General features: G+C 59.7%; 9 protein-coding genes. 7 read left to right on the top strand and 2 right to left on the bottom strand.

What is annotated here, in order from left to right:
• Positions 1-104: 104 nt before the first annotated feature.
• Positions 105-1,499 (bottom strand): sugar porter family MFS transporter, encoded by a 1,395-nt coding sequence (locus F3I21_RS16430; RefSeq protein WP_031279461.1) that lies wholly within the window; start codon positions 1,497-1,499, stop codon positions 105-107.
• A gap of 781 nt (positions 1,500-2,280) precedes the next feature.
• Between F3I21_RS16430 and F3I21_RS16425 the strand changes: the two genes are divergently transcribed.
• The gene (locus tag F3I21_RS16425; RefSeq protein WP_150059339.1) at positions 2,281-2,736 is read left to right on the top strand and encodes a DUF943 family protein; all 456 of its coding nucleotides are present in this window, start codon (positions 2,281-2,283) and stop codon (positions 2,734-2,736) included.
• Between the two features lie 158 nt (positions 2,737-2,894).
• Here the strand turns inward: F3I21_RS16425 and metK are convergent, their stop codons facing one another.
• Positions 2,895-4,046 (bottom strand): methionine adenosyltransferase, encoded by a 1,152-nt coding sequence (gene metK, locus F3I21_RS16420; RefSeq protein WP_021506636.1) that lies wholly within the window; start codon positions 4,044-4,046, stop codon positions 2,895-2,897.
• Positions 4,047-4,842: 796 nt separating this feature from the next.
• On the opposite strand from metK, the gene speA reads away from it, so the two are divergent.
• From speA to F3I21_RS16390, 6 genes are all read left to right on the top strand, one after another.
• Positions 4,843-6,822: a biosynthetic arginine decarboxylase gene (gene speA / locus F3I21_RS16415; RefSeq protein ID WP_071813582.1), complete on the top strand. Its 1,980-nt coding sequence runs from the start codon at positions 4,843-4,845 to the stop codon at positions 6,820-6,822.
• A 705-nt stretch (positions 6,823-7,527) separates the two neighbouring features.
• A complete protein-coding gene (locus tag F3I21_RS16410; protein ID WP_058757107.1) occupies positions 7,528-8,223 on the top strand; it encodes an EAL domain-containing protein in 696 nt (231 codons plus the stop codon).
• A 201-nt stretch (positions 8,224-8,424) separates the two neighbouring features.
• Entirely contained in the window at positions 8,425-21,408 is a 12,984-nt protein-coding gene (locus F3I21_RS16405; protein ID WP_150059338.1) for an Ig-like domain-containing protein, read from the top strand.
• A 71-nt stretch (positions 21,409-21,479) separates the two neighbouring features.
• The gene (locus F3I21_RS16400; protein ID WP_031279469.1) at positions 21,480-22,931 is read left to right on the top strand and encodes a TolC family outer membrane protein; all 1,452 of its coding nucleotides are present in this window, start codon (positions 21,480-21,482) and stop codon (positions 22,929-22,931) included.
• Positions 22,928-25,111, top strand: coding sequence for a type I secretion system permease/ATPase (locus F3I21_RS16395; protein WP_150059337.1), 2,184 nt, complete (start codon positions 22,928-22,930; stop codon positions 25,109-25,111). The genes F3I21_RS16400 and F3I21_RS16395 overlap by 4 nt, the downstream gene beginning before the upstream one ends.
• Positions 25,111-26,334 (top strand): HlyD family type I secretion periplasmic adaptor subunit, encoded by a 1,224-nt coding sequence (locus F3I21_RS16390; protein WP_370515563.1) that lies wholly within the window; start codon positions 25,111-25,113, stop codon positions 26,332-26,334. The genes F3I21_RS16395 and F3I21_RS16390 overlap by 1 nt, the downstream gene beginning before the upstream one ends.
• Positions 26,335-26,440: the final 106 nt, after the last annotated feature.

The following is a 26,440-nucleotide window of genomic DNA, read 5'->3' as shown; positions in this document are numbered from 1 at the left end:
TGCGGCAGCATAAGGCGTTGCAGCGGGGTTCGCAACTGCATGCGTAAAGGGGGCAGATAAAAAAAAGGGCCGCCCTGCGGCAGCCCCGGTTAACGCATCCGGCCTTACTGCTGGCCGATATCGCGCAGTTTTTTGCCCGACATCAGGTTGCGCTCGATGTGCTCCAGCGAGACGTTTTTGGTCTCCGGAATCAGCGCGACCGTCAGCAGAATAAAGAACACGTTCAGCGCGGCGTAGACCCAGAAAGTCGGCGCGTTGCCCAGCGAGTTCAGCATGGTCAGGAAGGTGGCACCAACGATCATGTTGGCAATCCAGTTGGTCGCGGTAGAGACGGTGATACCAAAATCACGCCCTTTCAGCGGCTGGATTTCAGAACACAGTACCCAAATCAGCGGACCGGCTGACATCGCGAAGCCAACGATGAACATCAGCAGCATGGCGATGGCAAAGTACTGCTCACCGGCAGAGTTAATGCCAATGTGCAGCATGGTACCGAGGATACCCATGCCGGCTGCCATCACCAGGAAGCCCAGCACCAGCGTGGGTTTACGGCCCCAGCGATCCACCAGACCGATAGCGATAAAGGTGGCCAGCACGTTCACCAGACCTACGATCACGGTGCCCCACATTTGCTGCGTGGTATTGGCGAAGCCGGCGATTTCGAAGATTTTCGGTGCGTAGTACATGATGACGTTCATGCCGGTGAACTGCTGCATTACCTGCAACAGAACGCCGAGGAACACCGCGCGGCGGAAGTTGCTGTTGCTCTGGAACAGTTGCCAGCCGGACTGTTTGATCTTCAGGCTTTCGCGGATCTCATCCAGCTCGCGTTTCGCCTGTTCGCTGGTGTCACGCAGGCGGTCCAGCACGCGCTGTGCATCGCGGAAGTCACCTTTCGCCGCCAGCCAGCGCGGGCTGTTTGGCAGGAACACTACGCCAACCAGCAGCAGCACCGCCGGAATAGTGATGATGCCCAGCATCCAGCGCCAGTCGCCCGAGGCACTGAACGCGGTGTCAGACAGGTAAGCGCCGAGAATACCGATGGTGATCATCAGCTGATACAGGGAAATCATACTGCCGCGGATCTTCTCCGGTGCGATTTCCGAGAGATACAGCGGGGCGGTATAAGAGGCAACGCCGACGGCAAGGCCGAGCACCACGCGTGCGGCAATCAGCATTTCCGGGTTTGGCGCCATCGCCGACCACAGTGAACCGATAACGAACAGGATGGCACCGGCCATCAGGCTCTTTTTACGGCCGAGACGCGAAGACATCCAGCCGCTGCCCACGGCACCAACCGCAGCACCGAACATCATTGAGCTGACGATCCACTCCTGCTGATGTGCGGTAACGTTGAAATCTTTCGCGATGAAGGGCAGGGCACCGGCGATAACGCCGATATCCAGACCGAACAGCAGGCCCGCCAGAGCGGCCAGAAAGCAGACAAACAGGGTCATCGCCTTGTTTGAGGTTCTGCTTTTGTGAGTATTACCAGGCATATTGCCTCCGAAGTTTATCCATCTTTGTTTTTATCAATGTTAAGTAAGCTGTCTGCGGGAAAAAGTGAGTGCGATCACATCGATGTAATCGGTTACACACGCTGAAACCCTGTAATCCAGCATTTTTTGCCCGAATCAGTCACATAACCAGTAAGGTATAGCACCCTTTAAGTTTCTGACATCACTATAAATATCGGCTATCAGACGACGCTGAAAATAACGCATTTTCATCATCGTTACTACGCTGAAAAATCTCTAAATTGAAGATATTAAAAGGATTTCAAAATGTAATCGTTAACACTTTGTTGTAAGCGCAGTGCTAACAGTGTAGACAGCGCTGAAAAATGCGCCTGCGGTGGTATAGACAAAAAGTGTGATGGTGCAGAGGCGCGTTGGATTGGTTCGGAGATATAGTAAATAACCACTTTATTTGAGTGGTTATTGTTCATTTATGATACTATCGGTGCCAGGAACAATTTCTTTCGGAAAGGGAAATCGAATAATGAGTAGCTTATTTCTTCAGGTTGATGGTGTTGCAGGGGATAACGGTACGCCACTTGTAGATTGCAGTTTATAAGACACAAACTTTCCTGTTATCCAGGTGCAGGAGTGCATTTCCCAATTAAAAATTTGCACGCAATCCAGGTGCGCATAAATGCACACCCTACAAAAAGTAACCAGCTCAGATGTAGGGTCGCCATTCATGGCGACCTGAAATAGCGGACTTACAATCATCAATACATCATGCCAATTTCACTTTGGATGAGAAACCAGAGTTATCATGTTTAAAACAGCTAAAGCCACAATGGTCATATTGACACTGGGTGCCGTCTTTTTCTCAAAATATTTTTTGATAGAGACTTTCTATCATCCCGTAATCAAAGGTTTTTTTTCGGGAAATGGCGCATTAATGGTCGTTGTTCAGCATCCCCCCTCATCAGGTAAAGCACTTGAGAATTGGTGGGTGAATAAAATTAAGCCCATGATTGATCAGCTACCGAACCAGCAGCAACACGATTTAAAATCCATATTCGTGGTGAATTTTAACGGTGGATATAAATCTTTATCGTTTCCGGAAAAGGACTTTTCTGGCGAAAGTGATGAGGATTACATTTGTTTTGAAGAAATAAAAAGCGAAAAAAGATGCTTGTTAAAAGACTATCCGGTTTTTATAAATGTTGGGAGTGTTTATTATTCATTGCATATGGGTGAGTTGACTATAAACCTAAAAAAATAGCTTTTTTATGGTCTTCCAGTGAGTGAACCGAAAAGTAGTGCATTCAGCGCATTAAAATAAAAGTTTGCTGTTATAAAAAAGCCCGCTTGCGCGGGCTCGATTTACCTTCTCCGCTAAGAGAAGCTCGGGGTGAGGGCCGTTGCCCGCACCCGCGTTGATTACAGGCCTGCGGCCTCGCGCAGCTGGGCGGCTTTGTCGGTCTGTTCCCACGGGAAGTGTTCACGACCAAAGTGACCGTAGGCAGCGGTTTCTTTGTAGATTGGCTTCAGCAGATCCATCATCTGAATCAGACCGTATGGACGCAGGTCGAAGAATTCACGCACCAGTAGCGTCAGCTGTTCGGTTGAAACTTTCTCGGTACCGAAGGTTTCCACCATGATTGAGGTCGGTTCTGCCACACCAATCGCGTAAGAAACCTGGATTTCGCAGCGATCGGCCAGGCCAGCGGCAACGATATTTTTCGCCACGTAGCGCGCAGCGTAAGCCGCTGAACGGTCAACTTTCGACGGATCCTTGCCGGAGAACGCGCCACCGCCGTGACGAGCCATGCCGCCGTAGGTATCGACGATGATTTTACGACCGGTCAGGCCGCAGTCGCCCATCGGGCCGCCGATCACGAAACGACCGGTTGGGTTGATGTGGTATTTGGTGCTGGCGTTGATCCACTCGGTCGGCAGTACCGGCTTGATGATCTCTTCCATCACCGCTTCACGCAGATCGGCCTGTGAAATCTCTTCTGAATGCTGAGTTGACAGCACTACCGCATCGATACCGACAATCTTGCCGCCGTCATACTGGAAGGTAATCTGGCTTTTGGCATCCGGGCGCAGCCATGGCAGCGTACCGTTTTTACGCACTTCAGCCTGACGCTGCACCAGACGGTGCGCGTAGGTCACCGGTGCCGGCATCAGCACGTCGGTTTCATTGGTGGCGTAACCAAACATCAGGCCCTGGTCGCCCGCGCCCTGTTCCAGCGGATCGGTACGGTCTACGCCCTGGTTGATGTCCGGCGACTGTTTACCAATCGCGCTTAGCACCGCACAGGAGTTAGCATCAAAGCCCATATCGGAATGAACATAGCCGATTTCACGTACGGTATTGCGGGTGATCTCTTCGATATCGACCCAGGCGCTGGTGGTGATCTCACCGCCAACCAGCACCATACCGGTTTTTACGTAGGTTTCGCAGGCGACGCGTGCTTTGGGATCCTGTTCAAGGATGGCGTCCAGCACGGCATCGGAAATCTGATCGGCGATTTTATCAGGATGTCCTTCTGATACGGACTCGGATGTAAAAAGGTGTTTAGCCATTCTGTTCTTTACCTTGCAAATGGTTTGAATTCGACTGCATAGCGTAAGCGGGATGATGCCAGCTCGACGCCCCTTCAGGCAAAGCCGCAAGCAGTAGGAAGTGTCAGCGTACCAGGCTCACACCGCCTGGATGTTAATCAGTTTAGATGGAAAACCATCTGGACGGCTATTTTAGGTCACTCAGTGCGCGTTTTTCCAGTGCTTTTTCGCCATCCGCATTTATCGCTACAGATCAACTGGAATATTTTCCTGACACCCGCCGCAGCGCGCCGACAAAGATTTTGCATTTTGCCGCGTCAGACTGTATAAAACGCCGCAGTTGTCCCATGGATGACGCCCCCGTGCGTCGCGCTGTCAGAGGCTGTTGATCTGATTTTCATCCACTCCGTTTCCGCATGCTGTTAGCAGGCGCTGGAGGTGATAAAAACAATGAACCACATTTTCGCTCTCTTCGGTTCACGGCGCCGTTCTGGCGCGCTGGCACGCCTTTCCATTTCCAGTTCTGCTCTTTTCTCTCGTCGAAGTTTTCTGCGCTGCGGTAATTATCCCGACACGAGCGCCGGCTAAGCTATTCCCCCAGTTTCTCTGCTGTGTTTCACTCGCCTGTGGTGAGGTGATGCGGGACGATTTTGCCCCGTTGTTCACCGCTTCCGGCACGGTGTTTTACACTTAACCTCAGTAAGGCGCACGGTAACCTGCTGAGGCAAGATAAGCAGAATGAGGAAATTTCCATCCGGCGCAGTAGCAGCAAATCCGGCAACTTTTTCATATTTTCAACGGAAAATTGAGGTTCGTGATGTCTGACGACATGAAGAATATCAAGGGTTCGTCAGCTGGCGAACAGGGTGTACTCCGCTCGATGCAGGAGGTGGCGATGAACGATCAGGACGCAAGCAGAATGCTGCGCACCTACAACATTGCCTGGTGGGGAAACAACTATTACGACGTCAACGAACTCGGCCACATCAGCGTCTGCCCGGATCCGGATCAGCCGGAGGTGCGCGTTGACCTGGCGAAGCTGGTTAAAGAGCGCGAGGCCGACGGCCAGCGCCTGCCTGCGCTGTTCTGCTTCCCGCAAATTCTGCAGCACCGTCTGCGTTCGATTAATGCCGCCTTTAAACGCGCGCGTGAATCCTACGGCTATAAGGGCGACTACTTCCTGGTTTACCCGATCAAAGTTAACCAGCATAAGCGCGTGATTGAATCGCTGGTCAACTCCGGCGAGCCGCTGGGGCTGGAGGCGGGTTCCAAAGCTGAGCTGATGGCGGTGCTGGCGCACGCCGGGAAAACCCGCTCGGTGATTGTGTGTAACGGCTACAAAGACCGCGAATATATCCGTCTGGCGCTGATTGGTGAAAAGCTCGGCCATAAAGTCTATCTGGTGATTGAGAAGATGACCGAAGTGCGCCTGGTGCTGGAAGAAGCCGAGCGGCTAAACGTGGTGCCGCGCCTCGGCATTCGCGCCCGTCTGGCATCGCAGGGTTCCGGCAAGTGGCAGTCGAGCGGCGGCGAGAAATCCAAATTTGGTCTGGCGGCATCGCAGGTGCTGCAACTGGTCGATATCATGCGCAAAGCGGGTCGTCTTGACAGCCTGCAGCTGCTGCATTTCCACCTCGGCTCGCAGATGTCCAATATTCGCGATATCGCCACCGGCGTGCGTGAATCGGCGCGCTTCTATGTTGAGCTGGCGAAGCTGGGCGTCAACATCAAGTGCTTTGACGTCGGCGGCGGGCTCGGGGTTGACTACGAAGGCACACGTTCGCAGTCAGACTGCTCGGTCAACTACGGCCTGAACGAATACGCCAACAACGTGATCTGGGCCATCGGTGACGCCTGTGAAGAGCACGGTCTGGAGCATCCGACTGTGATTACGGAATCGGGGCGTGCGGTGACCGCGCACCATACCGTGCTGGTCTCCAACATCATCGGCGTTGAGCGCAATGAATTCAGTACGCCGGTCGCACCGGATGCCGACTCACCGCGCCCGATTCAGAGCCTGTGGGATACCTGGCAGGAGATGCACGAGCCAAGCGTACGCCGTTCGCTGCGCGAATGGCTGCATGACAGCCAGATGGATCTGTTCGACATCCATACCGGCTATTCGTCAGGCACCTACGATCTCGGTCAGCGCGCCTGGGCAGAGCAGCTGTATCTCAGCATCTGCCACTATATTCAGCAACACCTTGACCCGAGCAACCGCGCCCATCGGCCGATCATTGATGAGCTGCAGGAGCGCATGGCGGACAAGATTTACGTCAACTTCTCGCTGTTCCAGTCGATGCCGGATGCGTGGGGCATCGATCAGCTGTTCCCGGTACTGCCGCTGGAAGGGCTGAACAAAACTCCGCAGCGTCGTGCGGTACTGCTGGATATCACCTGTGACTCCGATGGCACCATCGATCACTACGTTGACGGCGACGGTATTGCCACCACCATGCCAATGCCGGAGTACGATGTGGATAATCCACCGATGCTGGGCTTCTTTATGGTCGGGGCGTATCAGGAAATCCTCGGCAATATGCACAACCTGTTTGGCGATACCGAAGCGGTTGACGTCTTCGCCTTCCCGGATGGCAGCGTAGAAGTGCAGCTGTCTGATGAGGGGGATACCGTGGCGGATATGCTGCAATACGTGCAGCTCAATCCTAACGATTTGATGACGTTATTCCGCGATCAGGTAAAACAGCAGCAGGATATTGACGAAGAGCTGCGGGCGCAGTTCCTTGAAGAGTTTGAGAGTGGGCTTTACGGCTACACCTATCTCGAAGACGAGTAAGTGTATTTCCCGCAACGGGCTCCGGCTGGAGCCCGTTATTATCACCTTCCCTGACAATCCTTCCTGCCATTTATTCAATTCGTGATCGCTATCACTCTGAAATTATCCCGGCCGAAACAGCAAATTCAAACCGTTTATTAACAAAAGCTATCTGCTTAATTCAGCAGCGAAAGCGCATCGGCAGCGAAAAAAACGTTTTTTAAATCTGTGGCTTAGTGTTGCACCTGCCCGCAAATGACCAATATTTCTTTTATGAGTTTCTGGCTATCTATAATAAAAATTTAAGCATAAGGCGATGGGTGAGCGATGTGCAGACTGTCGGTTTTTTGACGCTTTCTGGAATCCCGCTTTAAGCAGCGCATTATCTCATCTTAAGGACAAAGCCAGAATCTATACCAATGCTGTGTAATTTATTGCTTATTAATCAATTTGTTATTGCTTTTATTTTTTGTCAAGGCCGATAATCAAAAATACAAAACTAGGAATTATCTGATCTTTATGTGAAACATGCAGTGATAATGAAGCTTTATTAATTGGTTTAAACGATTAAAGTTCACGCTGTTGTTCACTGAAATCTATTTTTCAAAATGTAAGTTGTAAGTTAACCTTCAGTTAAGGTGTTAAGTTTTATCGATGTTTCCCTTACGAATCACATGAGAAAAGCTGACGGTTTAACGCGCTATCAGCCAGTGTAAGGATCGTAAAATGCGCTGCAAATCCGACTACATTCTGATGCTGGAGCCGGTTCACGCTATTTCCGGTGAAGTGGTGGCATGGGAATTGTTGACGCGTTTCGCAGATGATGCAGATACCAATAATAAGCGTAACCCTGACAGGGATGCAGGGTTCTTCAGTCGGCTTTCTGCTGACGAAAAATGGCAGTTATTCCTCCACCAGGTCGAAAAACTTATTCAGCTTTACCATGCGGGGTTTGAGCAGGTCATCAGCGTTAATGTAGACAGAGATATTGTTTCAGGCATTTTTAAAGATGCTGAAATACAAAGAAAACTGGCCGCGCTGACGCGATTACGGCTGGAAATCTCTGCCTTCTTCACCGCACGTTTTAATAGTGCCGACCTGCTGATCCTGAAAGGCGTAGCCAAAATCACGCCGGCCCCGTTATGGCTCGATGACTTTGGTCCGGGTTATTCCAACCTGACCATGCTCGATAGCGGAATATTCGACATCGTCAAGATTGATAAAAATTTTTTTTGGCAATTTGGCGAAGATCGCACTTTCGACATTCTGCTCGACCACCTCAATCAATTATGTCGCGGCGTGATTATTGAGGGCGTTGAACATCAACGTCAGGTTGATTTGCTGTCGCAAAAATCAATTTACGGCATGCAAGGCTACCACTGGAAGAGCGTCTATCTCACTGATTTGTTGGCGCAAGTCTGAAAAGAGTTCGGCAGAGCTTTTTTTTCGGACGGGCGGCAAATAACGACTCAGCGCGTTTTCACTGTGCCTCTGGCAGATGAAACCGGCCTGGAGAGGATGTGAGTAATTCATTGAATTATTCGCGAAGAATACCGGTGTCTGGCGATACCGGGCGTTTTTATGGATGCCATTAAGCTTATAACTGCGCGGGATATCGATAAAATGAACAATATCTCTGTAACGCCTAAAGGCGGAACGATTGCTACTGAAGTGAGCGGTAATCAGGTTAATTTGACTGCTCCCAGTGTGGTTAAGCTCAACCTTAATCAGGCTGATATTAAGTCTTTCACACGCAATGGTAGTGATTTAGTGGTCACCACTAAATCCGGTGAAGTCGTTGTTATTCATAAATTCTACGATGCTAACGGCGACAGCGATCTGGTGCTGCAGGACGACAAAGGCGCGCTGTGGTGGGTGGAAGATCCCGGCACAGAAGGCTTCCAGTTTGTCTCTATCGACAGCACGGAAGGGCTGTTAGCGGAAAACGTCACGGGTGACGGAACACTAACCGCCTTTGGTATCGCCGGCGCCGCGCTGGCCGGTATCGGTGCGCTGATCGCCGGTAACAACGGCGGTGGCGGCGGTGGTGGTGGGGATAACGGCGGCGGCGACAATGGCGGCGGCGGTGATACCACGGCTCCGGCGGCAGTCAGCGATCTGCTGATCACGGATAACGCGGGCAGCGTGCAGGGCGCTATCACGGGTGGCACCAGCACCGATGACAACACGCCTACGCTGAGCGGCACGGCCGAAGCGGGGACCATTGTCAGTATTTACGACGGCACCACGCTGCTGGGTACGGTCACCGTCGGTGCCGATGGCCGCTGGAGCTTCACGACACCCGCTCTGGGTGAAGGGCAGCACAGCCTGACGGTTACCGTCACCGATGCTGCCGGCAACACCAGTCCGGCCACCAGCCCGGTTGATTTCACCGTCGATACGCAGCCACCGGCAGTGGCCACGGACGTGGCCCTGACCAACAACAGCGGTGGCAGCACCACGCCGGTACCAAACGGATCGAGCAGCGATGATAACACGCCGACCCTGAGCGGCCGCGGTGAAGCGGGCGCTGTGGTCAGCGTTTACGATGGTCAGACGCTGCTCGGCACGGCGCTGGTGGGCGCGAACGGCAACTGGAGTTTTACCACGCCAGCGCTGAGCAATGGCAGCCACAGCCTGACCGTGACGCTGACGGACGCTGCCGGCAACGTCAGCGCTGCGTCCTCTCCGTTTGTGGTGACGATTCAGGCGGGCCTGCCGTCAACCAGCAGTTCGCTGCAAATTACCGACGATAGCGATGCCACGCTGCGCACGCTGAGCGATGGCGCCAGTACCAAAGACAGCACGCCGGTGCTGAGCGGCCTGGCGAGCGCTAACGCCGTCATAACGCTGTACAACGGCACCACGCTGCTGGGCAGTACTATTGCCGACGGCAGCGGTCAGTGGCGCTTCACTCCCGCCACGCTGGCAGATGGTACTTATGCGTTCCGCGCGGTTGCCACCGACGCCGCCGGTAACGTCACCACCTCCGTCACCCTGACGGTCACCATTGATACCGTGGCGCCCGGCGCGGCAGGCGATCTGCTGCTGACCGGCGACAGCAATGGCACCGTGACGCCGATTGCCGCCGGCGGCAGCAGCAATGACAACACGCTGGTGCTGAGCGGCACGGCAGAGGCCGGCAGCACCGTTACGGTACGCGATGGCAACGTCGTGCTCGGCACGGCGATCGTCGGCAGTAACGGCAGCTGGAGCTTCACCACGCCAGCGCTCAGCGACGGCAATCACAGCCTGACTACCACGGTAACCGACAGCGCCGGTAATACCGGTCCGGCGTCAGCGGCTATCGTGGTCACCGTCGATACCACCGCACCGGCGGCGATCGGCGATCTGCAGGTGAGCGACAACGTGGGTGCCAGCCAGGGCCCGCTGACGTCGGGCGCTACCACCGATGACAACACTCCTACCCTGAGCGGCAGCGGCGAAGCCGGTGCGCTGATCAGCATTTACGACGGCAGCACGCTCCTGGGCAATACCCTTGTCGGGGCCAACGGCAGCTGGAGCTTTACCACGCCAGCCCTCAGCAACGGCAGCCACAGCCTGACCGTTACGCAAACTGATGCGGCGGGCAACGTCAGCAGCGCGACCGCGGAATTTGTGGTCAATGTGGACGCTGCGCTGCCGCCCGCCAGCGCCAGCATTGAGCTGGTGGGCGACAGCGGCAATACCCTCGTCTCACTGCAAAACGGCGCCGTCACCAATGACGACAGCCCGACCCTCGCCGGCCTGACCCGGGCGGGCAGCCTCGTCCGCATCTTTGACGGCGGCGATCTGCTCGGCAGCACCACCGCCGACGGCAATGGGCAGTGGAGCTTTGCCCTGAGCAACCTGAGTGAGGGCGGCCACGCGTTCAGCGCCACCATTACCGACGTTGACGGCAATGTGATTGACACCGTCACCCTGAACATTACGGTTGATACCACGCCACCGACGGCAGCCAGCGATCTGGCACTGCTGAACGATGCCGGCAGTACCGCACAGCCGGTGACGGGCGGCAGCACGATCAACGATGCGACACCGCTGCTGAGCGGCACGGCGGAAGCCGGCAGTATTGTCACGATTCGCGACGGCAACACCATTCTCGGCAGCGTCAGCGTGGGCAGTAACGGCAGCTGGAGCTTCACCACGCCAGCGCTGGGCGAGGGCAATCACAGCCTGAGCACCACGGTGACCGATGCCGCCGGCAACGTCAGCCCGGCATCAACGCCGATCGCCTTTAGTGTTGACACCATCGCGCCTGCCGCCGTCAGCGGCCTGCAGGTGACGGATAACGCGGGCAGCGCCACCGGCGCGCTGGCTTCCGGCCAGACCACCGACGATCGTACGCCAACCCTGAGCGGTTCGGCAGAAGCGGGCGCGGTGGTGCGTATCTATGACGGCACCACGCTGCTCGGTAGCGTTACCGCCGGCAGCAACGGCAGCTGGAGCTTTACGCCAGATGCGCTCACCAACGGGCAGCACAGCCTGACCACCACGGTGACTGACGCGGCCGGCAACGTCAGCCCGGCATCGCCGGTGTTCACGGTCAACATCGAGGCGGGCGTGCCGGCCACCAGCAGCCTGCTGATTGTCACCGATGATAACGGCAGCACACTGGTCGAACTGGCCAATAACGACAGCACCACCGACAGCACGCCGATTCTCAGCGGCCAGGCCGGGGCGGGCGATCTCGTCACCCTGTACAACGGCAGCACGGCTTTGGGCAGCGTGGTCGCGGGCAGCAACGGACAGTGGAGCTTCACGCCAGCGGCGCTGGCCGACGGCACCTACGCATTCCGCGCCAGCGCCGATAACGGCAGCGGCACGGTGACGGATTCGCCGGTAATCACCATCACCATCGACACCGTCGCGCCCGCGGCACCGACAGGCATCCAGCTGACCAACGATGACGGCGATCCGCTGGGCACAGGCAGCACTAACGTCGCTGCGCCAACCCTGAGCGGCAGCGGCGAAGCTGGCGGTGTGGTGATTATCTCCGATGGCGGTACGGTGATTGGCAGCACCACGGTGGGCAACGATGGCAACTGGAGCTTCACCACGCCGCCCCTCAGCGATGGCAGCCACAGCCTGACCAGCACCGTGACCGATGCGGCTGGCAACACCGGACCGGCGTCAACACCGGTAACCGTCACCGTCGATACGCAGGCACCGGCGGCGGCAGGCAATCTGCAGCTTAGCAATGGCGACGGCACACCGGTTGCCGCGGGCGGCAGCACCAATGACACCACGCCAACCCTGAGCGGTACCGCTGAACCCGGTAGCACGGTGACCGTCAGCGATGGCGATACGGTGCTGGGCACGGCGACGGCAGGCAGCGACGGCAGCTGGAGTTTCACCCCGACCGACCCGCTGAGCGAAGGGCAACATAACCTGACGTCCACCGTTACCGACACGGCGGGCAATACCGGGCCGGGCAGTACGGCGGTGATTGTTATTGTCGATACCAGCGCACCCGCTGTGGCCAGCGAGCTGCTGCTCAGCAACGACCAGAGCGGCACACCGGTGCCGGTCAGCAATGGCCTCACCAATGACACCACGCCGGTGCTCAGTGGCCGCGCGGAACCGGGCAGCACCGTGACCATTTCCGATGGCGATACGGTACTGGGCACCGCCACCGTCGGCAATGACGGCAGCTGGAGCTTCACCGCACCGGTGCTGGCGGCGGGCGACCATAGCCTGACGGCGACGGTGACCGATACCGCTGGCAACACCAGCGAACCCTCGGCCGCCCTCAGCTTCACCATCGATACCACCACGCCAGCCGCGCCGGGCAATGTACAGCTCAGTGATGATCAGAGCGGCACGCCGGTGCTGATCACCAGCGGTGCCACTAACGACACCACGCCGGTCCTGAGCGGCAGCGGCACCGCCGGCAGCACCATCACCGTCTCGGATGGCAATACCGTGCTGGGCACTACCACGGTCAACGACGACGGCAGCTGGAGCTTCACGCCAGCCACCGCGCTGGGCGAGGGGCCGCACAGCCTGACGGCGACCGAAACCAGTCCGGCTGGCAATACCAGCGCACCTTCTGCTCCGCTGGAGGTGAACATCGATCTCACCGATCCGGCGCCCGCCGCAGACTTGCTGCTGGTTAACGATCAGGGCGCAACGCCGCTGCCGATCGCGGCGGATGGCGTCACTAATGACACCACGCCGCTGTTCAGCGGTAGCGCGGAGCCGGGCAGCCTCGTCGCGATTTACGACAATGGCAGCGTGATTGGCTCGGCGCAGGCCGATGCAAACGGCAACTGGAGCTTCACGCCGGATCCGGCACTGGAGGCGGGCACGCATAGCCTGACCACCGTTGTCACCGACACGGCGGGCAACAGCGGGCCGGTGTCTGATGCGTTTGATTTCACAATCGATCTCACCACACCGTCTGCCGCCGTTGATGTCGTGCTGAACAACGATAACGGCGAGACGCTGCAGCCGATCAACAGCGGCACCGCGACCAACGACACCACGCCGCAGCTGAGCGGCACCGCCGATGCCGGCAGCACCGTCACCATCCTCGATGGCAACACGGTGCTGGGCAGCGTGCTGGTGGGTGCCGGTGGCACATGGACCTATGCGGTACCGACGCTGAGCCAGGGCGAACATAGCCTGACCACGACGGTTACCAGCCCTGCGGGCAACGTTAGCGCACCGTCCGCGGCGATTGATTTTACCGTGGATACCACGGCACCGGCTGAGCCGACCGGCCTGCTGCTGGTGAACGATGAGGTTGATCCGGCCGTATCGGTGGCCTCTGGCGGGGCGACCAACGACACCACACCAGTGTTGAGCGGTAGCGCCGAGCCTGACAGCGTAGTGATCGTGCGCGACAACGGCGTGATCATCGGCTCGGCTACCGTCGGCAATGACGGCAGCTGGCGCTTCACGCCAGATACCGCCCTGGAAGCGGGCAGTCACAGCCTGACGGCCAGCGTCACCGATCCGGCAGGCAACGTCGGGCCGGAGTCCGCGCCGTACACCTTCACCGTTGATCTCACGCCACCGGCAGCGCCAGTGGACGTGGTGCTGAGCAATAACGATGGCAGCACGCTGGTGGCGATTGCCGCCAATGGGGCGACCAACGACACTACGCCGCAGCTCTCCGGCAGCGCCACGGCGGGCAGTATCATCACTGTCTACGATGGCGACAGCACGACGCCGATCGGTTCTGTGACCGTGGGCGCCGATGGCAGCTGGCAGTTTGTTACCGGTACGCTGGACGAGGGCGATCACAGCCTGACGGTAACGGTGACTGATGCGGCGGGTAACGTCAGCGATCCTTCCGCGCCGATTAGCTTTACCGTGGATACCACGGCGCCGGACGCGGTCGTTGATCTGCTGCTGGTGAACAACAATGTCGATCCGGCCACGCCGATCGCCTCAGGCAGCAACACCAATGACAGCACGCCGCTGCTCAGCGGAACGGCAGAGCCGAACAGCACCATCATCGTCTATGACGGACAGACGCCGATCGGCACGGCGACGGCAGATAACGACGGCGCATGGACCTTCTCACCTGAACTGACCGATGGCTCGCACAGCCTCAGCGTGACGGTCACCGACGTCGCCGGCAATGTCAGCGCACCGAGCGCCAGCGTGGCGATCACCGTCGATACCGTAGCACCGTCGGCGGTCACCCAGTTGAGCGTCGCCAGCGACAATGGCAACGGCGATCCGGTCACCATCCCGAACGGCGGCTTAACCAGTGACAACACGCCGGTGCTGAGCGGCAGCGGCGATCCGGGCAGCCTGATTGTGATTACCTCGCAGGACGGTCCGGTGGGCAGCGTCACTGTCGGCAGCAGCGGCAGCTGGAGCTTTACACCGGCCAGCGCGCTGAGTGACGGCAGCTACACCTTAACCGTTGTGGCGCGCGACGCGGCGGGCAACGTCAGCGCGCCGGTCACGGCTCAGCTGGTGATTGACGCCACCGCACCGGATCAGGTGACGGAAATCAGTCTCTCCAATGACAACGGCAGTGCGCTGGTGGATATTCCGTCGGGATCGACCACCAGCGATACCACGCCGTTGCTGGCGGGCGTTGCTGAGCCGGGCAGCACGGTGAACATTCTGGATAATGGCGCGCCGATTGGTACGGCGATTGCGGGCAGTGACGGCGCGTGGAGTTTCAACGTGCCAACCCTCACCAACGCGGCGCACAGCCTGACGGTGACGGTCACCGATGCGGCCGGTAACACCGGGCCGGCGTCGGCACCGATCACCTTTACCGTGGATAGCCAGGCTCCGGCCCAGGCCACGCTGGAAGTGAATAACGACAACGGCACCGATCTGGTACTGGTGCCCGATGGCACCTTTACCAATGACAACACGCCACGCCTGAGCGGTACGGCGGAGGCTGGCAGCCTGGTGACCATTTACGATGGCAATGTGGTGCTGGGTTCGACCACCGCCAATGCGGACGGCGAATGGGTGTTCCTGTCGCCCGTGCTCACCGATGGTCAGCACACCCTGACGGCCACGGTGACGGACAGCCTCGGCAACGTCAGTGCGCCGTCTTCCAGCTTTACCGTTCAGGTTGATGCTACGCCGCCGCAGCCGGTCAGCGCCGTGCTGCTGCAGAATGACAACGATCCGGATAACCTTGTCACCATCGCCAACGGTGGCGCCACCAACGACAACACGCCGCTGCTGAGCGGCAGCGGTGAGCCGGGTGGTCTCGTCAACGTGTACAACGGCAACGTGCTGGTGGGGTCGGCGACGGTGGACAGCGAAGGCAACTGGAGCCTGAATACGTCGCCGCTGGATAACGGCAGCTATACGCTGACGGTCGTCGTCAGTGACAGCGCGGGTAACGTCAGCGACCCGGTGAGCGTTGGCGTGACGGTTAACACCGTCGGGCCGGATCCGGTGCTGTCGTTTGAGGTCAACGCCAATAACGGTCCGACCGCACTGCCGCTGGTGGATGGCAGCTTTACCAACGACACCACGCCGGTACTGAGCGGAACGGCGCAGGCGGGTGCCATCATCAATCTGCTGCAGGATGATACGGTGATTGGCTCGGTGGTCGCCGATGCGAATGGCGTATGGCGCTTTGAAACCAGCGCGCTGCAGGATGGCAGCTACGCCTTCTCGGTGCAGGTGGTGGATGCCGCTGGCAACGTCAGCGAGCCGGTGGGGCCGGTGAATATCACCGTCGATACCCTGGTGCCAGACGCGGTTCCTGACCTGGTGGTCGCCGACAACGTGGGCGGCACGACGGGCCCGCTGGATGACGGCGCGTCGACCGATGACAACACGCCAACCCTGAGCGGCACGGCAGAAGCCGGCAGCACGGTGAGCATCTACGATGGCACCACGCTGCTGGGCACTGCACTGGCCGGCTCGGGCGGGGCCTGGAGCTTTACGACCGCGGCGCTCAACAACGGACCTCACAGCTTCACCGTGACCGTGACCGATGCGGCGGGCAACGTCAGCACGGCGACGCCGGCGTTCAGCCTTAACGTGCAGGCCGATCTGCCGCCAGCTACCTCGACGCTGCAAATCACTGACGACACGGGCACGACGCTGGTGACGCTGGCAGACGGCGCGGTAACCCGCGACACCACGCCAACGCTCAGCGGCTCTGCCGAAGCCGGTCAGCTGATTCGTATTTATGACGCTAATACGGATGCGGTAATCACCAGCGTTACGGCGGATGCTAACGGCCAGTGGAGCTATACGCCGACGCTGGCTGAAGGCAGCTACGCATACTACATCACCGCGCAAAACCCTGGCGGTGATGAGGGGACGCCATCGGCGACCCTCGGCTTCACCGTGGATATCACCGCGCCGGCGGTGGCCGCTGATGTGGTGATCAGCAACGATCGCAGCGGCACGGCGGTGCCGATTAGCGACGGCAGCGTCATCAATGACAACACGCCGGTACTCAGCGGCAGCGCCGAAGTGGGCAGCCTGGTCACAGTGTACGATGGCAACAGCGCTATCGCGTCGGTGGTGGTGGGCGCAGGGGGAAGCTGGACGCTGACCACGCCTGCATTGAGCGAAGGGGCGCACGCGCTGAGCGTGGGCGTCAGCGATGCGGCGGGTAACAGCAGTGCTCTCACCGCGGCGCTTAACTTCACTGTGGACAGCATCGCACCGAACGCTTCGACGCTGGTCATCACCAACGATGATACCGCGCAGCCGGTGCTTAACGGCGGCTACAGCAGCGATGCCACGCCAACCCTGAGCGGCGTGGCGGAAGCGGGCAGCACGGTCACCATCCTCAACAATGGTGATGTGCTGACCACGCTGACCGTGCCGTCCGGCGGCAACTGGAGTTACACGCCAGCGGCAGCGCTGAGTGAAGGATCGCACACCCTGAGCGTTTCGGTGACCGATGCGGCGGGCAACGTCAGCACCAGCACCAGCGCGACGGTAATCGTTGATACCCTGGCGCCGGACGATCTGACGCTGACGGCCAGCAACAACAACGGCAGCACGCCGGTGACGATTGCTGACGGCGGTACCACTAATGACAACACGCCACTGTTACGCGGTGTGGCAGAAGCGGGCAGCGTGGTGACCATTCGCCTCGATGGCGATGTGGTGGCCTCGCTGACGGTCGGCAGCAGTGGTAACTGGAGTTACACCTCTGCGGCACTGAGCGACGGCAGCCATACCTTCAGCGTCACGGAAACGGACGCGGCGGGTAACACCGGCGAGGCGCTCAGCGTGACGCTGATCGTTGATGCGACGCCACCGCTGGTGGCCACCAACCTGACCATCACTAACGATGTTACCGGCGTCAGCATACCGGCTGGCGGCGCGACTAACGACACTACGCCAACGCTGAGCGGCAGCGCCGAGGCCAACGCCACGGTTAGCGTTTATGACGGCAACACATTGCTCGGCACGGCGCAGGTGAACGGCAGCGGCGCGTGGAGCTTTGTCTCGCCGACACTGGGTAACGGCGCGCATGCGCTGAGCGTGGCGGTCACCGATGCGGCGGGCAATACCGGCCCGCGCACCACGCCGGTAACTATCACCGTCGATACCGTTGCGCCGGGCGCGGCCACGCTGGTGGTCACCAACGACGTCAGCGGCAGCGTCATCCCGAATGGCGGCGTCACCAGCGATACCACGCCGGTGCTGAGCGGTCGGGCGGAGGCGGGCAGCATCGTCACCGTGCTGGATGGCACCACGCTGGTCGGTTCCGCGCTGGTGGGTAGTGACGGTAACTGGACGCTGACGCCAGCCACGGCGCTGAGCGAAACGCTCCATACGCTCAACGTCACGGTCACCGATGCGGCCGGTAACGTCAGTGCCACCACCAGCGCCACGCTGGTGATCGACACCACGCCGCCAGTGGCCATCACCGGGCTGGCAGCGGTGAACAACAACGGCAGCACGCCGGTGGCGATTGCGGCGGGTGGCGTCACTAATGACAGCACGCCACGCCTGAGCGGCACGGCGGAAGCCAACAGCATCGTGACCATCCGCGATGGTGATACGGTGCTGGGTTCGGTAACCGCCGCCAGCAACGGCAACTGGAGCTTCGTCACCGGCACCTTGTCTGACGGTTTACACACCTTCAGCGTGACGGCCACCGATGCAGCAGGCAATACCGGTCCCGCAGCGTCCCTGGCGCTGACCGTCGACACCGCGCCGCCGCTGGCGGCAACCGGACTGACGCTGACCAACGACGTCACCGGTGTGGCTATCGTCAATAACGGAGTCACCAACGACAGCACGCCGACGCTGCAGGGCACGGCGGAAGCGAACGCCATTGTCACGGTTTACGATGGCAACACGCTGCTCGGAACGGTGCAGGCTAACGCCAGCGGCAGCTGGAGCTTCGTCTCGCCGACGCTGAGCAATGCCGCCCACGCGCTGAGCGTGACGGTGACCGACAGCGCGGGCAACGTCAGTCCCCGTTCTGAGGTGATTAACCTCACCGTGGATACGGTGGCGCCAGCGAACACCAGTCTCACCATTATTAATGATGCGACCGGTGCCACCATCGTCAACGGTGGTGCGACCAACGACACCACGCCAACGCTGCGCGGCAGCGTCAGCGCGGCGGAGGCCGGGGCACGCGTCACCATTCTGGACAACGGTCTGGCACTGGGCACGGCGATTGTACAGGCGGACGGTAGCTGGAGCTTCACGCCACTGGCGGCGCTGAGCGCCGGGCCACACCCGATCACGGTGACGGTAACGGATGCGGCAGGTAACGTCAGCGGCACCACCGCGGCCACGGTGATCATCGATACCACGGCACCGGCGGCCATCACCAATCTGCTGGCGCTCAACAACAACGGCAGCACGGCGGTGACCATTCCGAATAATGGCGTCACCAACGACAGCACGCCGCTGCTGAGCGGCAACGGCGAGGCGGGCGCGCGCATCACGGTGTACGACGGCACTACATTGCTGGGCAGCACCACGGTGGGCAGCAACGGCAGCTGGAGCTTCGTGGTAGGTAACGCGCTGAGCAACGGCAGCCACACGCTGAACGTGACGCAGACCGACCCGGCGGGCAACGTCAGCCCGCAGGTGTCGACCACGCTGATCGTCGACACCGTGGTGCCGGTCGCCAGTACGCTGACCATCATTGATGACATCAGCGGTACGCCGGTGACGCTGGCGAACGGCGCCTTTACGCGCGATACCACGCCAACGCTGCGAGGCACCACGGAAGCGGGTGCCGTGGTCACCATCTACGACGGTGCCAGCGCCATTGGTTCTGTGACCGCGGGGAGTGATGGCAGCTGGAGCTTCACCACCGCCACGCTGGCGAACGGCGCGCACACGCTGAGCACCACGGTGACCGATGCGGCGGGTAACGTCAGCACCGGCAACATCACGGCGACGGTGAATGTCGATACCCTGCCTCCGGCGGCGGTAAGCGGGCTGGCGATCAACAGCGCCGGTACCCTTGTCACCGGTAGCGGTGAAGTGGGGGCTACGGTGACGGTGCGCGATGCCAGCGGCAACGCGCTCGGCACCACCACGGTCGGCAGCGGCGGCAACTGGTCGGTGACGCTCACCACCGCGCAAATCACCGGTGCGCCGCTCTCGGTGATTCAGACGGATCGCGCCGGTAACGTCTCGCCGGGGGCCTCGCTGACCGGTGCGATTCGCATCGTGGCGACCAACGACAGCAACGAGGTGGATTACACCAGTACGCAGGCAACGGTGAACAACGGTACGGTCAACTCGTCGCACACCGCGCTGCTGACCGTGGGGCTGGGTACGGTGCTCAATGCCAGCGTACTGAACAACGGTAATGCTTACCTGTTCAGCGTGGGTAACGATGACAGCCGTACCGTGACGCTCAACGGTTCGGTGACCAGTCTCGGCGTGGCCGCCAACTATTCGTTAAACCTGTACGAACAGCAGGCGAACGGCTCGTGGCAGTTGATCAGTATCAAGACCAACTACATTAACGCGCTGCTGACGATCGGTACGCTGAAAGGGGCAAACGTCACCTACACCGGACTGGGGACCGGCAACTATGCGGTGGTGGTGGCAGCCACCACCAACATTAGTGTGTTGCCAACCACCACGGTAAGCACGGTGTCGGATTTCACCACGCTGGCGGTCACCACCGCCGCGACGGTCACCGGTAACCTGCTGACCAACGACACCAGCTCCATCGCCGGGACGATTCCGTCCGGCACGGCGGTGGCGTCGGTGGGCAGCAGCACGGTGGCGTCCAGCGGCAATACGGTGATCAACACCACCTACGGTACGCTGACCATTGATGCGAAGGGTAACTACACCTACACGCTGAAGGCCGGGCTGGATATCGATACCCTGCCATCAGCGGACACCTTCACCTACTCGGTGCGGGATGCCAGCGGTGCAGTGACCTCGGCGACGCTGACGGTGACGCTGCATAACGGTGCGGCCACCGCGCTGTTCGCCACCACCAGTCTGGCGGCGGAAACCACCACCAGCAGCGAGCACGATGCCAGCGGCAGCATCTGGGGAGACAGCAACGTCAGCCACAGCGGCACGCTGAGCATCCTCAATGAGCACGGCGATCTCACCACCGTGAGCAGCGTGGGCAGCACGGCGGTGGCCGGGGACTTTGGTGTGCTGACCATCGCCGCCAACGGTAGCTATACCTATACCCTGAACGCGGATGTGAATATCCAGAACATCACGCATAAGGAGGTGTTTACCTACACCCTGGCGTCGTCCGACGGCACCATCACCAGCAACACCTTTACCATTGAGCTCCACCCGACCATCACGGGCAGCGCCGCGGCTGACAGCCTAACCAGCAGCGCCTACGACGACACCATTACCAGCGGTGCCGGCGCAGATACGCTGGTTTACCACCTGCTGAGCAGCGCAGATGCCACCGGTGGCAACGGCCATGACACCTGGACCGACTTCAGCGTCGCGCAGGGTGACAAGATCGACGTCAGCAGTCTGCTGATCGGCTGGAATGATTCCACCAGTAATATCAATGACTTTGTGAAAGTGGATCATACCGCGGACGGCAATACGGTGTTGTCGATTGACCGTGACGGCAGCGGCACGGGGTACAGCAGTACACAGCTGATTACCCTGGAAGGCGTAAACGTCTCACTGGAGGAGTTGCTGCAGCAACCGCATCAAAACCACACGGCTTAGTGGGTGTAACGCAGGGAAGCATAACGGGCACAGGGAGGTGCCCCTTTCTCTCTTTTACTGGTGAACAATCGATGGATCTGATGCAATCAGGCGCAACAACTCGCCGTACCTGTAAGCTCAGCGCCCTGTGTGCTGGCATTGTGTTTTTTCACAGTTCTCATCTTATGGCTGCCAGTGATGCCGTGACGCAGGCGGGGCGCATAACCTCAGCCGGTCTGGCGCAGCAGCAGGATCTTCCCTCCTTAACCGGTCAGGTGGCCGAACCCGCGCTGGCTAACGTGCCGGATACCTTAACCCTTAACCAGGCCGTACAGCGCGCCATCCAGTGGCATCCGGACATCGCGCAGGCAATTGGCAAAATGCTGGAGCAGGCCAGCCAGGTCGATGTGGCGCAGGCCAAATACTACCCGCAAATCAGCGCCGGCATGAATAACGGCTACAGCAACGCCTACAGCGAGAAAGGCTTCAGCCCGTCATTTGTGCTGTCGGTTTCGCAGATGCTGTATGACTTTGGCAAAGTCAGCAGTTCGGTGCGCTCCGCCGAAGCCGGGGTAGCGCAGGAGCAGGCCAGCGTGCTGGTGAGTATTGATACCGTCGCGCACGACACCGCCGCCGCGCTGGTGCAGGTGCAGGGCTATCAGCAGCTGGTAAAGATCGCCCAGGATCAGCTGACTGCGCTGAGTAAGATTGGCGATCTGGCGCGTCAGCGCAATGAAGAGGGGGCGGCATCGCTCTCGGACGCCACCCAGACCGACGCGCGTATCGAAGGGGCGCGCACTACGCTGACCCAGTATCAGGCCAGCCTCAACCGCTGGCGTGCCACGCTGGCCAGCTATCTCGGCTGGCCACTGGTGAAAAAGGTCAGCGATGCGTTTCCGCCCAGCCTGACGCGCGCCTGCGCGGTGGGCAAAGCCGACGACAAATCCAATCCGGCGGTGCTGGCGGCGTGGGCGCAGGCACGGCAGGCGCAGGCTAAACTGGATAACGCCAACGCGCAGAATTTACCCACTATTTCGCTGGAACCGCAGGTCACGCATTACCTCAACAATCACTACTCCGGCAGCGAAACGCTCGACCGCACCCAGTATTCCGCGTTCGTCAAAGTTGAGATGCCGCTGTATCAGGGCGGCGGCATTACCGCGGCGCGCGATGCGGCGGCCAGCGCGCTGCAGGCGGCCAATGCGGCGGTGAACTCGGCGCGTCTCAAAGCGCAGCAGCAGCTCAGCGAATCGCAAACCGAAGCGCTGAGCCTGTCGCAGAGCCTGGCGATCATGTCGCGTCAGCAGACGCTGGGCGAGAAGACGCAGCAGCTGTATCAGGATCAGTATCTGCAGCTCGGCACCCGTCCGCTGCTGGACGTGCTCAACGCCGAACAGGAAGTGTTTCAGACGCGCTTCGCCATGCAGCAAACCATCAGTCAGTTACGTTCACTGCAGCTCGACTGCTTATACAGCACCGGGCAGATGCGGTCAGCGTTTGCGCTGAATAACCAGCGCATCCAGTCCGTGGAGATCCAGCCATGACGCAATTACAGATTCCGGACGCCCCCAATGGCAATCCCGCCAGCGCCGCCGGTGGCGAGGTGCCGCTGCACGGCTGGGCCACCGCCATTATTCTCATCTCGACCCATTATCGCCTGCCGTGCTCGCCGGGCATGATCATGGCTGCCAGCGAATGGCAGGGCAAACAGTCACGTGATAAAGCGTTGCGCCATCTGGCGCGTCAGGCCGGGCTGTCGCTGCAGCTGTATGAAGAGCATCAGTGGGAGATCAGCAGCTGGCGCTTGCCGCTGGCGGTGGAACTGAGCGACGGCCAGGTTGGCGTCATCACCAGCTTTGATGGCGATGACACGGTGCGCGTGCACCTGGCCGGCGATGAACAACCGGCGCCGATCGCGCTGAACACGCTGCTGCCGCAGATCCGCTACGCCGCGGCGCTGCGTCCGGTGACGGCCGCCAAAGATAGCCGTGTCGATCGCTATCTCGCCACGGTCAGGCCCGACTGGCTGCGCCGTCTGGTGCTGCACGACATGCGTCCTTATGGCTACGTGATGCTGGGATCGTTCCTGATCAACCTGCTGGCGCTGGTCGGCATCATCTTCTCGATGCAGGTGTACGATCGGGTGATCCCGGCGCAGTCGTACCCCACGCTGTACGTGCTGTATATCGGGGTGATCCTCTCGGTGGTGTTCACCTATATTCTGCGCGTCGGTCGCGATCACGTCACCGATCTGCTCGGCAAGCGCGCCGATATGCGCGTCTCCGATCGCGTGTTCGGCCACGCGCTGCGGCTGCGTAACAGTGCGGTGCCGCGATCGACCGGTACCTTTATCTCGCAGCTGCGCGAGCTGGAGGCGGTGCGCGAAATGGTGACGTCGACCACGGTGACGGCGATCGTCGATATGCCGTTCTTCCTGCTGTTTATGCTGGTGATGGCGATCATCGCGCCGCAGCTGGCGTGGATCGCGCCCGTGGCAGTGCTGCTGATGATCCTGCCCGGCGTGCTGAGCCAGAAAAAACTGGCGAAGCTGGCGCAGCAAAACCTGAAAGAGTCGACGCTGCGCAACGCGGTGCTGGTGGAGAGCGTGCAGGGGCTGGAAGATATCAAGCTGATGCAGGCGGAGGATCGCTTTCTGCAGCAGTGGAACAGCTATATCCGCATCACCGCGCAGTCGGGCGTCGAGATGCGCAAAGTGATGCATGCGCTGATCAGCTGGGGCGTCACCATTCAGGGACTGGTGTACGCCAGCGTGATCGTGGTCGGAGCGCCGATGGTGATCAACGGCGATATCACCACCGGGGCGATTGTCGCCGCGTCGCTGTTGTCTTCGCGCATGATTGCGCCGATGGCGACGCTGTGTGGCGTGCTGGCGCGCTGGCAGCAGGTAAAAGCGGCGAAGAGCAGCCTCGATGCGCTGATGAATCTGCCGGTGGAGAACAGTAAAGACGAAACGCGCATTCACTGTCCGGTGCTGTTTGGCCACTATCAGTTCACCGATGCCATGTTCCGCTACTACAGCGATTCGCTGACGGTGGCGCTGCGCATCAAGACGCTGACCATCAAGCCGGGTGAGCGCATCGCCGTGCTGGGGCGCAACGGCTCTGGCAAATCCACGCTGCTGCAGGCGATGGCCGGCGGCATGGATCTGGTGGGCGGCGAGCTGCGGCTGGACAATCTTAGCCTGCCGCATATTGATGTCGCGGACGTGCGGCGCAACGTCGGGCTACTGACGCAGAACGCGCGGCTGTTCCACGGTACGCTGCGGGAAAACCTCACCATGGGCGCGGCGCACGCCACCGACGAAGCGATTTTTGCCGCGCTGACGGTCAGTGGCGGGGCCGATTTTATTCGCCGTCTGCCGCTCGGGCTTGATCATCCGGTCATGGAGGGCGGCGTCGGGCTGTCCGGCGGTCAGCGCCAGTCGCTGCTGCTGGCGCGCATGCTGCTGCGCGATCCTAATATCGTGTTGCTGGATGAGCCGACCGCTTCGCTCGACGATCATACCGAGAAGGATTTTATTGAGCGGCTGGGCGCCTGGCTGAATGGCCGCACGCTGATCGTGGCGACGCACCGCGCGGCGATTCTGTCGCTGGTGGATCGCATACTGGTGCTGAAAGAGGGGCAGCTGGTAATGGACAGCCCGAAAGAGAATGCGCTGCCGGCACCGCGCGCCAGCGGAGCAGCGGGGGAGGGACAGGCATGATGAAACAATTGCCGGCAAAACTGCGGCGGGTGACCGCCGCGGAAGTGGATTCGTCCGACGATCTGCTCGGTGAACTGAAATCGGAAAGCCACTACACCGGCGCAGTGCGGCTGATCGTCATCAGCACCGCGCTGATCGTGGTGGCGCTGGTGTGGGCGTGGTTTGGCATGCTGGATGAGGTCTCAACCGGCACCGGGAAGGTGATCCCCAGTTCGCGCGAGCAGGTGCTGCAGTCGCTGGAGGGCGGCATTCTCACGGAACTGTATGTGCATGAGGGCGATCGCGTGCAGGCCGGGCAGATCGTGGCGAAACTGGATGCCACACGCTCGCAGTCCAGCGTCGGCGAGAGCGCGGCGCGCTACCGGGCCGCGCTGGCAGCGGCCTCGCGCCTGCGTGCGGAAGTGAACGATGATCCGCTCACGTTTCCCGCCGAGCTGAAGGGCTACCCGGATCTTATCGCGGCGGAAACCCGGCTGTATAACACCAAACGCGCCCAGCTTAATGATGCAACCCGGCAGTTTAAGGAGTCGCTGGCGCTGGCTAATCGCGAACTGGCGATCACCCAGCGGCTGGCGAAAACCGGTGCCGCCAGCAGCGTGGAAGTGCTGCGCTTACAGCGCGATAAGTCCGACCTGGAGCTGAAACTTACCGATATGCGCTCGCAGTATTACGTGCAGGCGCGTGAAGAGCTGGCGAAGGCCAGCGCCGAAGCCGACAGCCTGGCGCAGGTGATTAAAGGACGCGAAGATACCGTAACGCGTCTGACCATCCGCGCGCCGATGCGCGGCATCGTGAAAAACATCAAAGTCTCGACGGTGGGCGGGGTGATTCCGCCCAACGGTGAGTTGATGAACATCGTACCGATGAACGATCGGCTGCTGATTGAAGCACGCCTGTCGCCGCGCGATATTGCTTTTATCCATCCCGGCCAGCGCGCGGTGGTAAAAATCTCCGCTTACGATTACGCCATCTACGGCGGCCTCAACGGCGTGGTGGAAAGCATTTCGCCGGATACCATCCAGGATGAAGTTAAACCGGAGATTTACTACTACCGCGTGTTTATTCGTACTGATAACGACTATGTGCAGAACAAGGCTGGCCGGCGCTTTGCCATCAGCCCGGGCATGGTATCCACCGTGGATATCAAAACCGGCGAGAAGAGCATCATGGATTATCTGGTCAAACCGTTTAACAAGGCCAAAGAGGCGATGCGCGAGCGCTAATTGCGATGCGCGGCAATCTCGGCGATAATCACGCCCATCAATCCCTTCCTCGTCGGGCCTAACGACGCGGAGGGGATTTTTTTCATCTATACCTTAACTGGCTAAC

Source organism: Pantoea sp. B_9 (assembly GCF_008632015.1).
GTDB classification, from domain to species: domain Bacteria; phylum Pseudomonadota; class Gammaproteobacteria; order Enterobacterales; family Enterobacteriaceae; genus Pantoea; species Pantoea dispersa.
This window is presented reverse-complemented; position numbering and strand designations above follow the sequence as displayed.

Bases quoted from the DNA above. Each gene is read 5' to 3' on its own strand.
- F3I21_RS16425 (WP_150059339.1), top strand. From the start codon at position 2,281: ATGTTTAAAACAGCTAAAGCCACAATGGTCATATTGACACTGGGTGCC.
- F3I21_RS16395 (WP_150059337.1), top strand. From the start codon at position 22,928: ATGACGCAATTACAGATTCCGGACGCCCCCAATGGCAATCCCGCCAGC.
- speA (WP_071813582.1), top strand. From the start codon at position 4,843: ATGTCTGACGACATGAAGAATATCAAGGGTTCGTCAGCTGGCGAACAG.
- F3I21_RS16390 (WP_370515563.1), top strand. From the start codon at position 25,111: ATGAAACAATTGCCGGCAAAACTGCGGCGGGTGACCGCCGCGGAAGTG.
- F3I21_RS16400 (WP_031279469.1), top strand. From the start codon at position 21,480: ATGGATCTGATGCAATCAGGCGCAACAACTCGCCGTACCTGTAAGCTC.
- metK (WP_021506636.1), bottom strand. From the start codon at position 4,046: ATGGCTAAACACCTTTTTACATCCGAGTCCGTATCAGAAGGACATCCT.
- F3I21_RS16405 (WP_150059338.1), top strand. From the start codon at position 8,425: ATGAACAATATCTCTGTAACGCCTAAAGGCGGAACGATTGCTACTGAA.
- F3I21_RS16410 (WP_058757107.1), top strand. From the start codon at position 7,528: ATGCGCTGCAAATCCGACTACATTCTGATGCTGGAGCCGGTTCACGCT.
- F3I21_RS16430 (WP_031279461.1), bottom strand. From the start codon at position 1,499: ATGCCTGGTAATACTCACAAAAGCAGAACCTCAAACAAGGCGATGACC.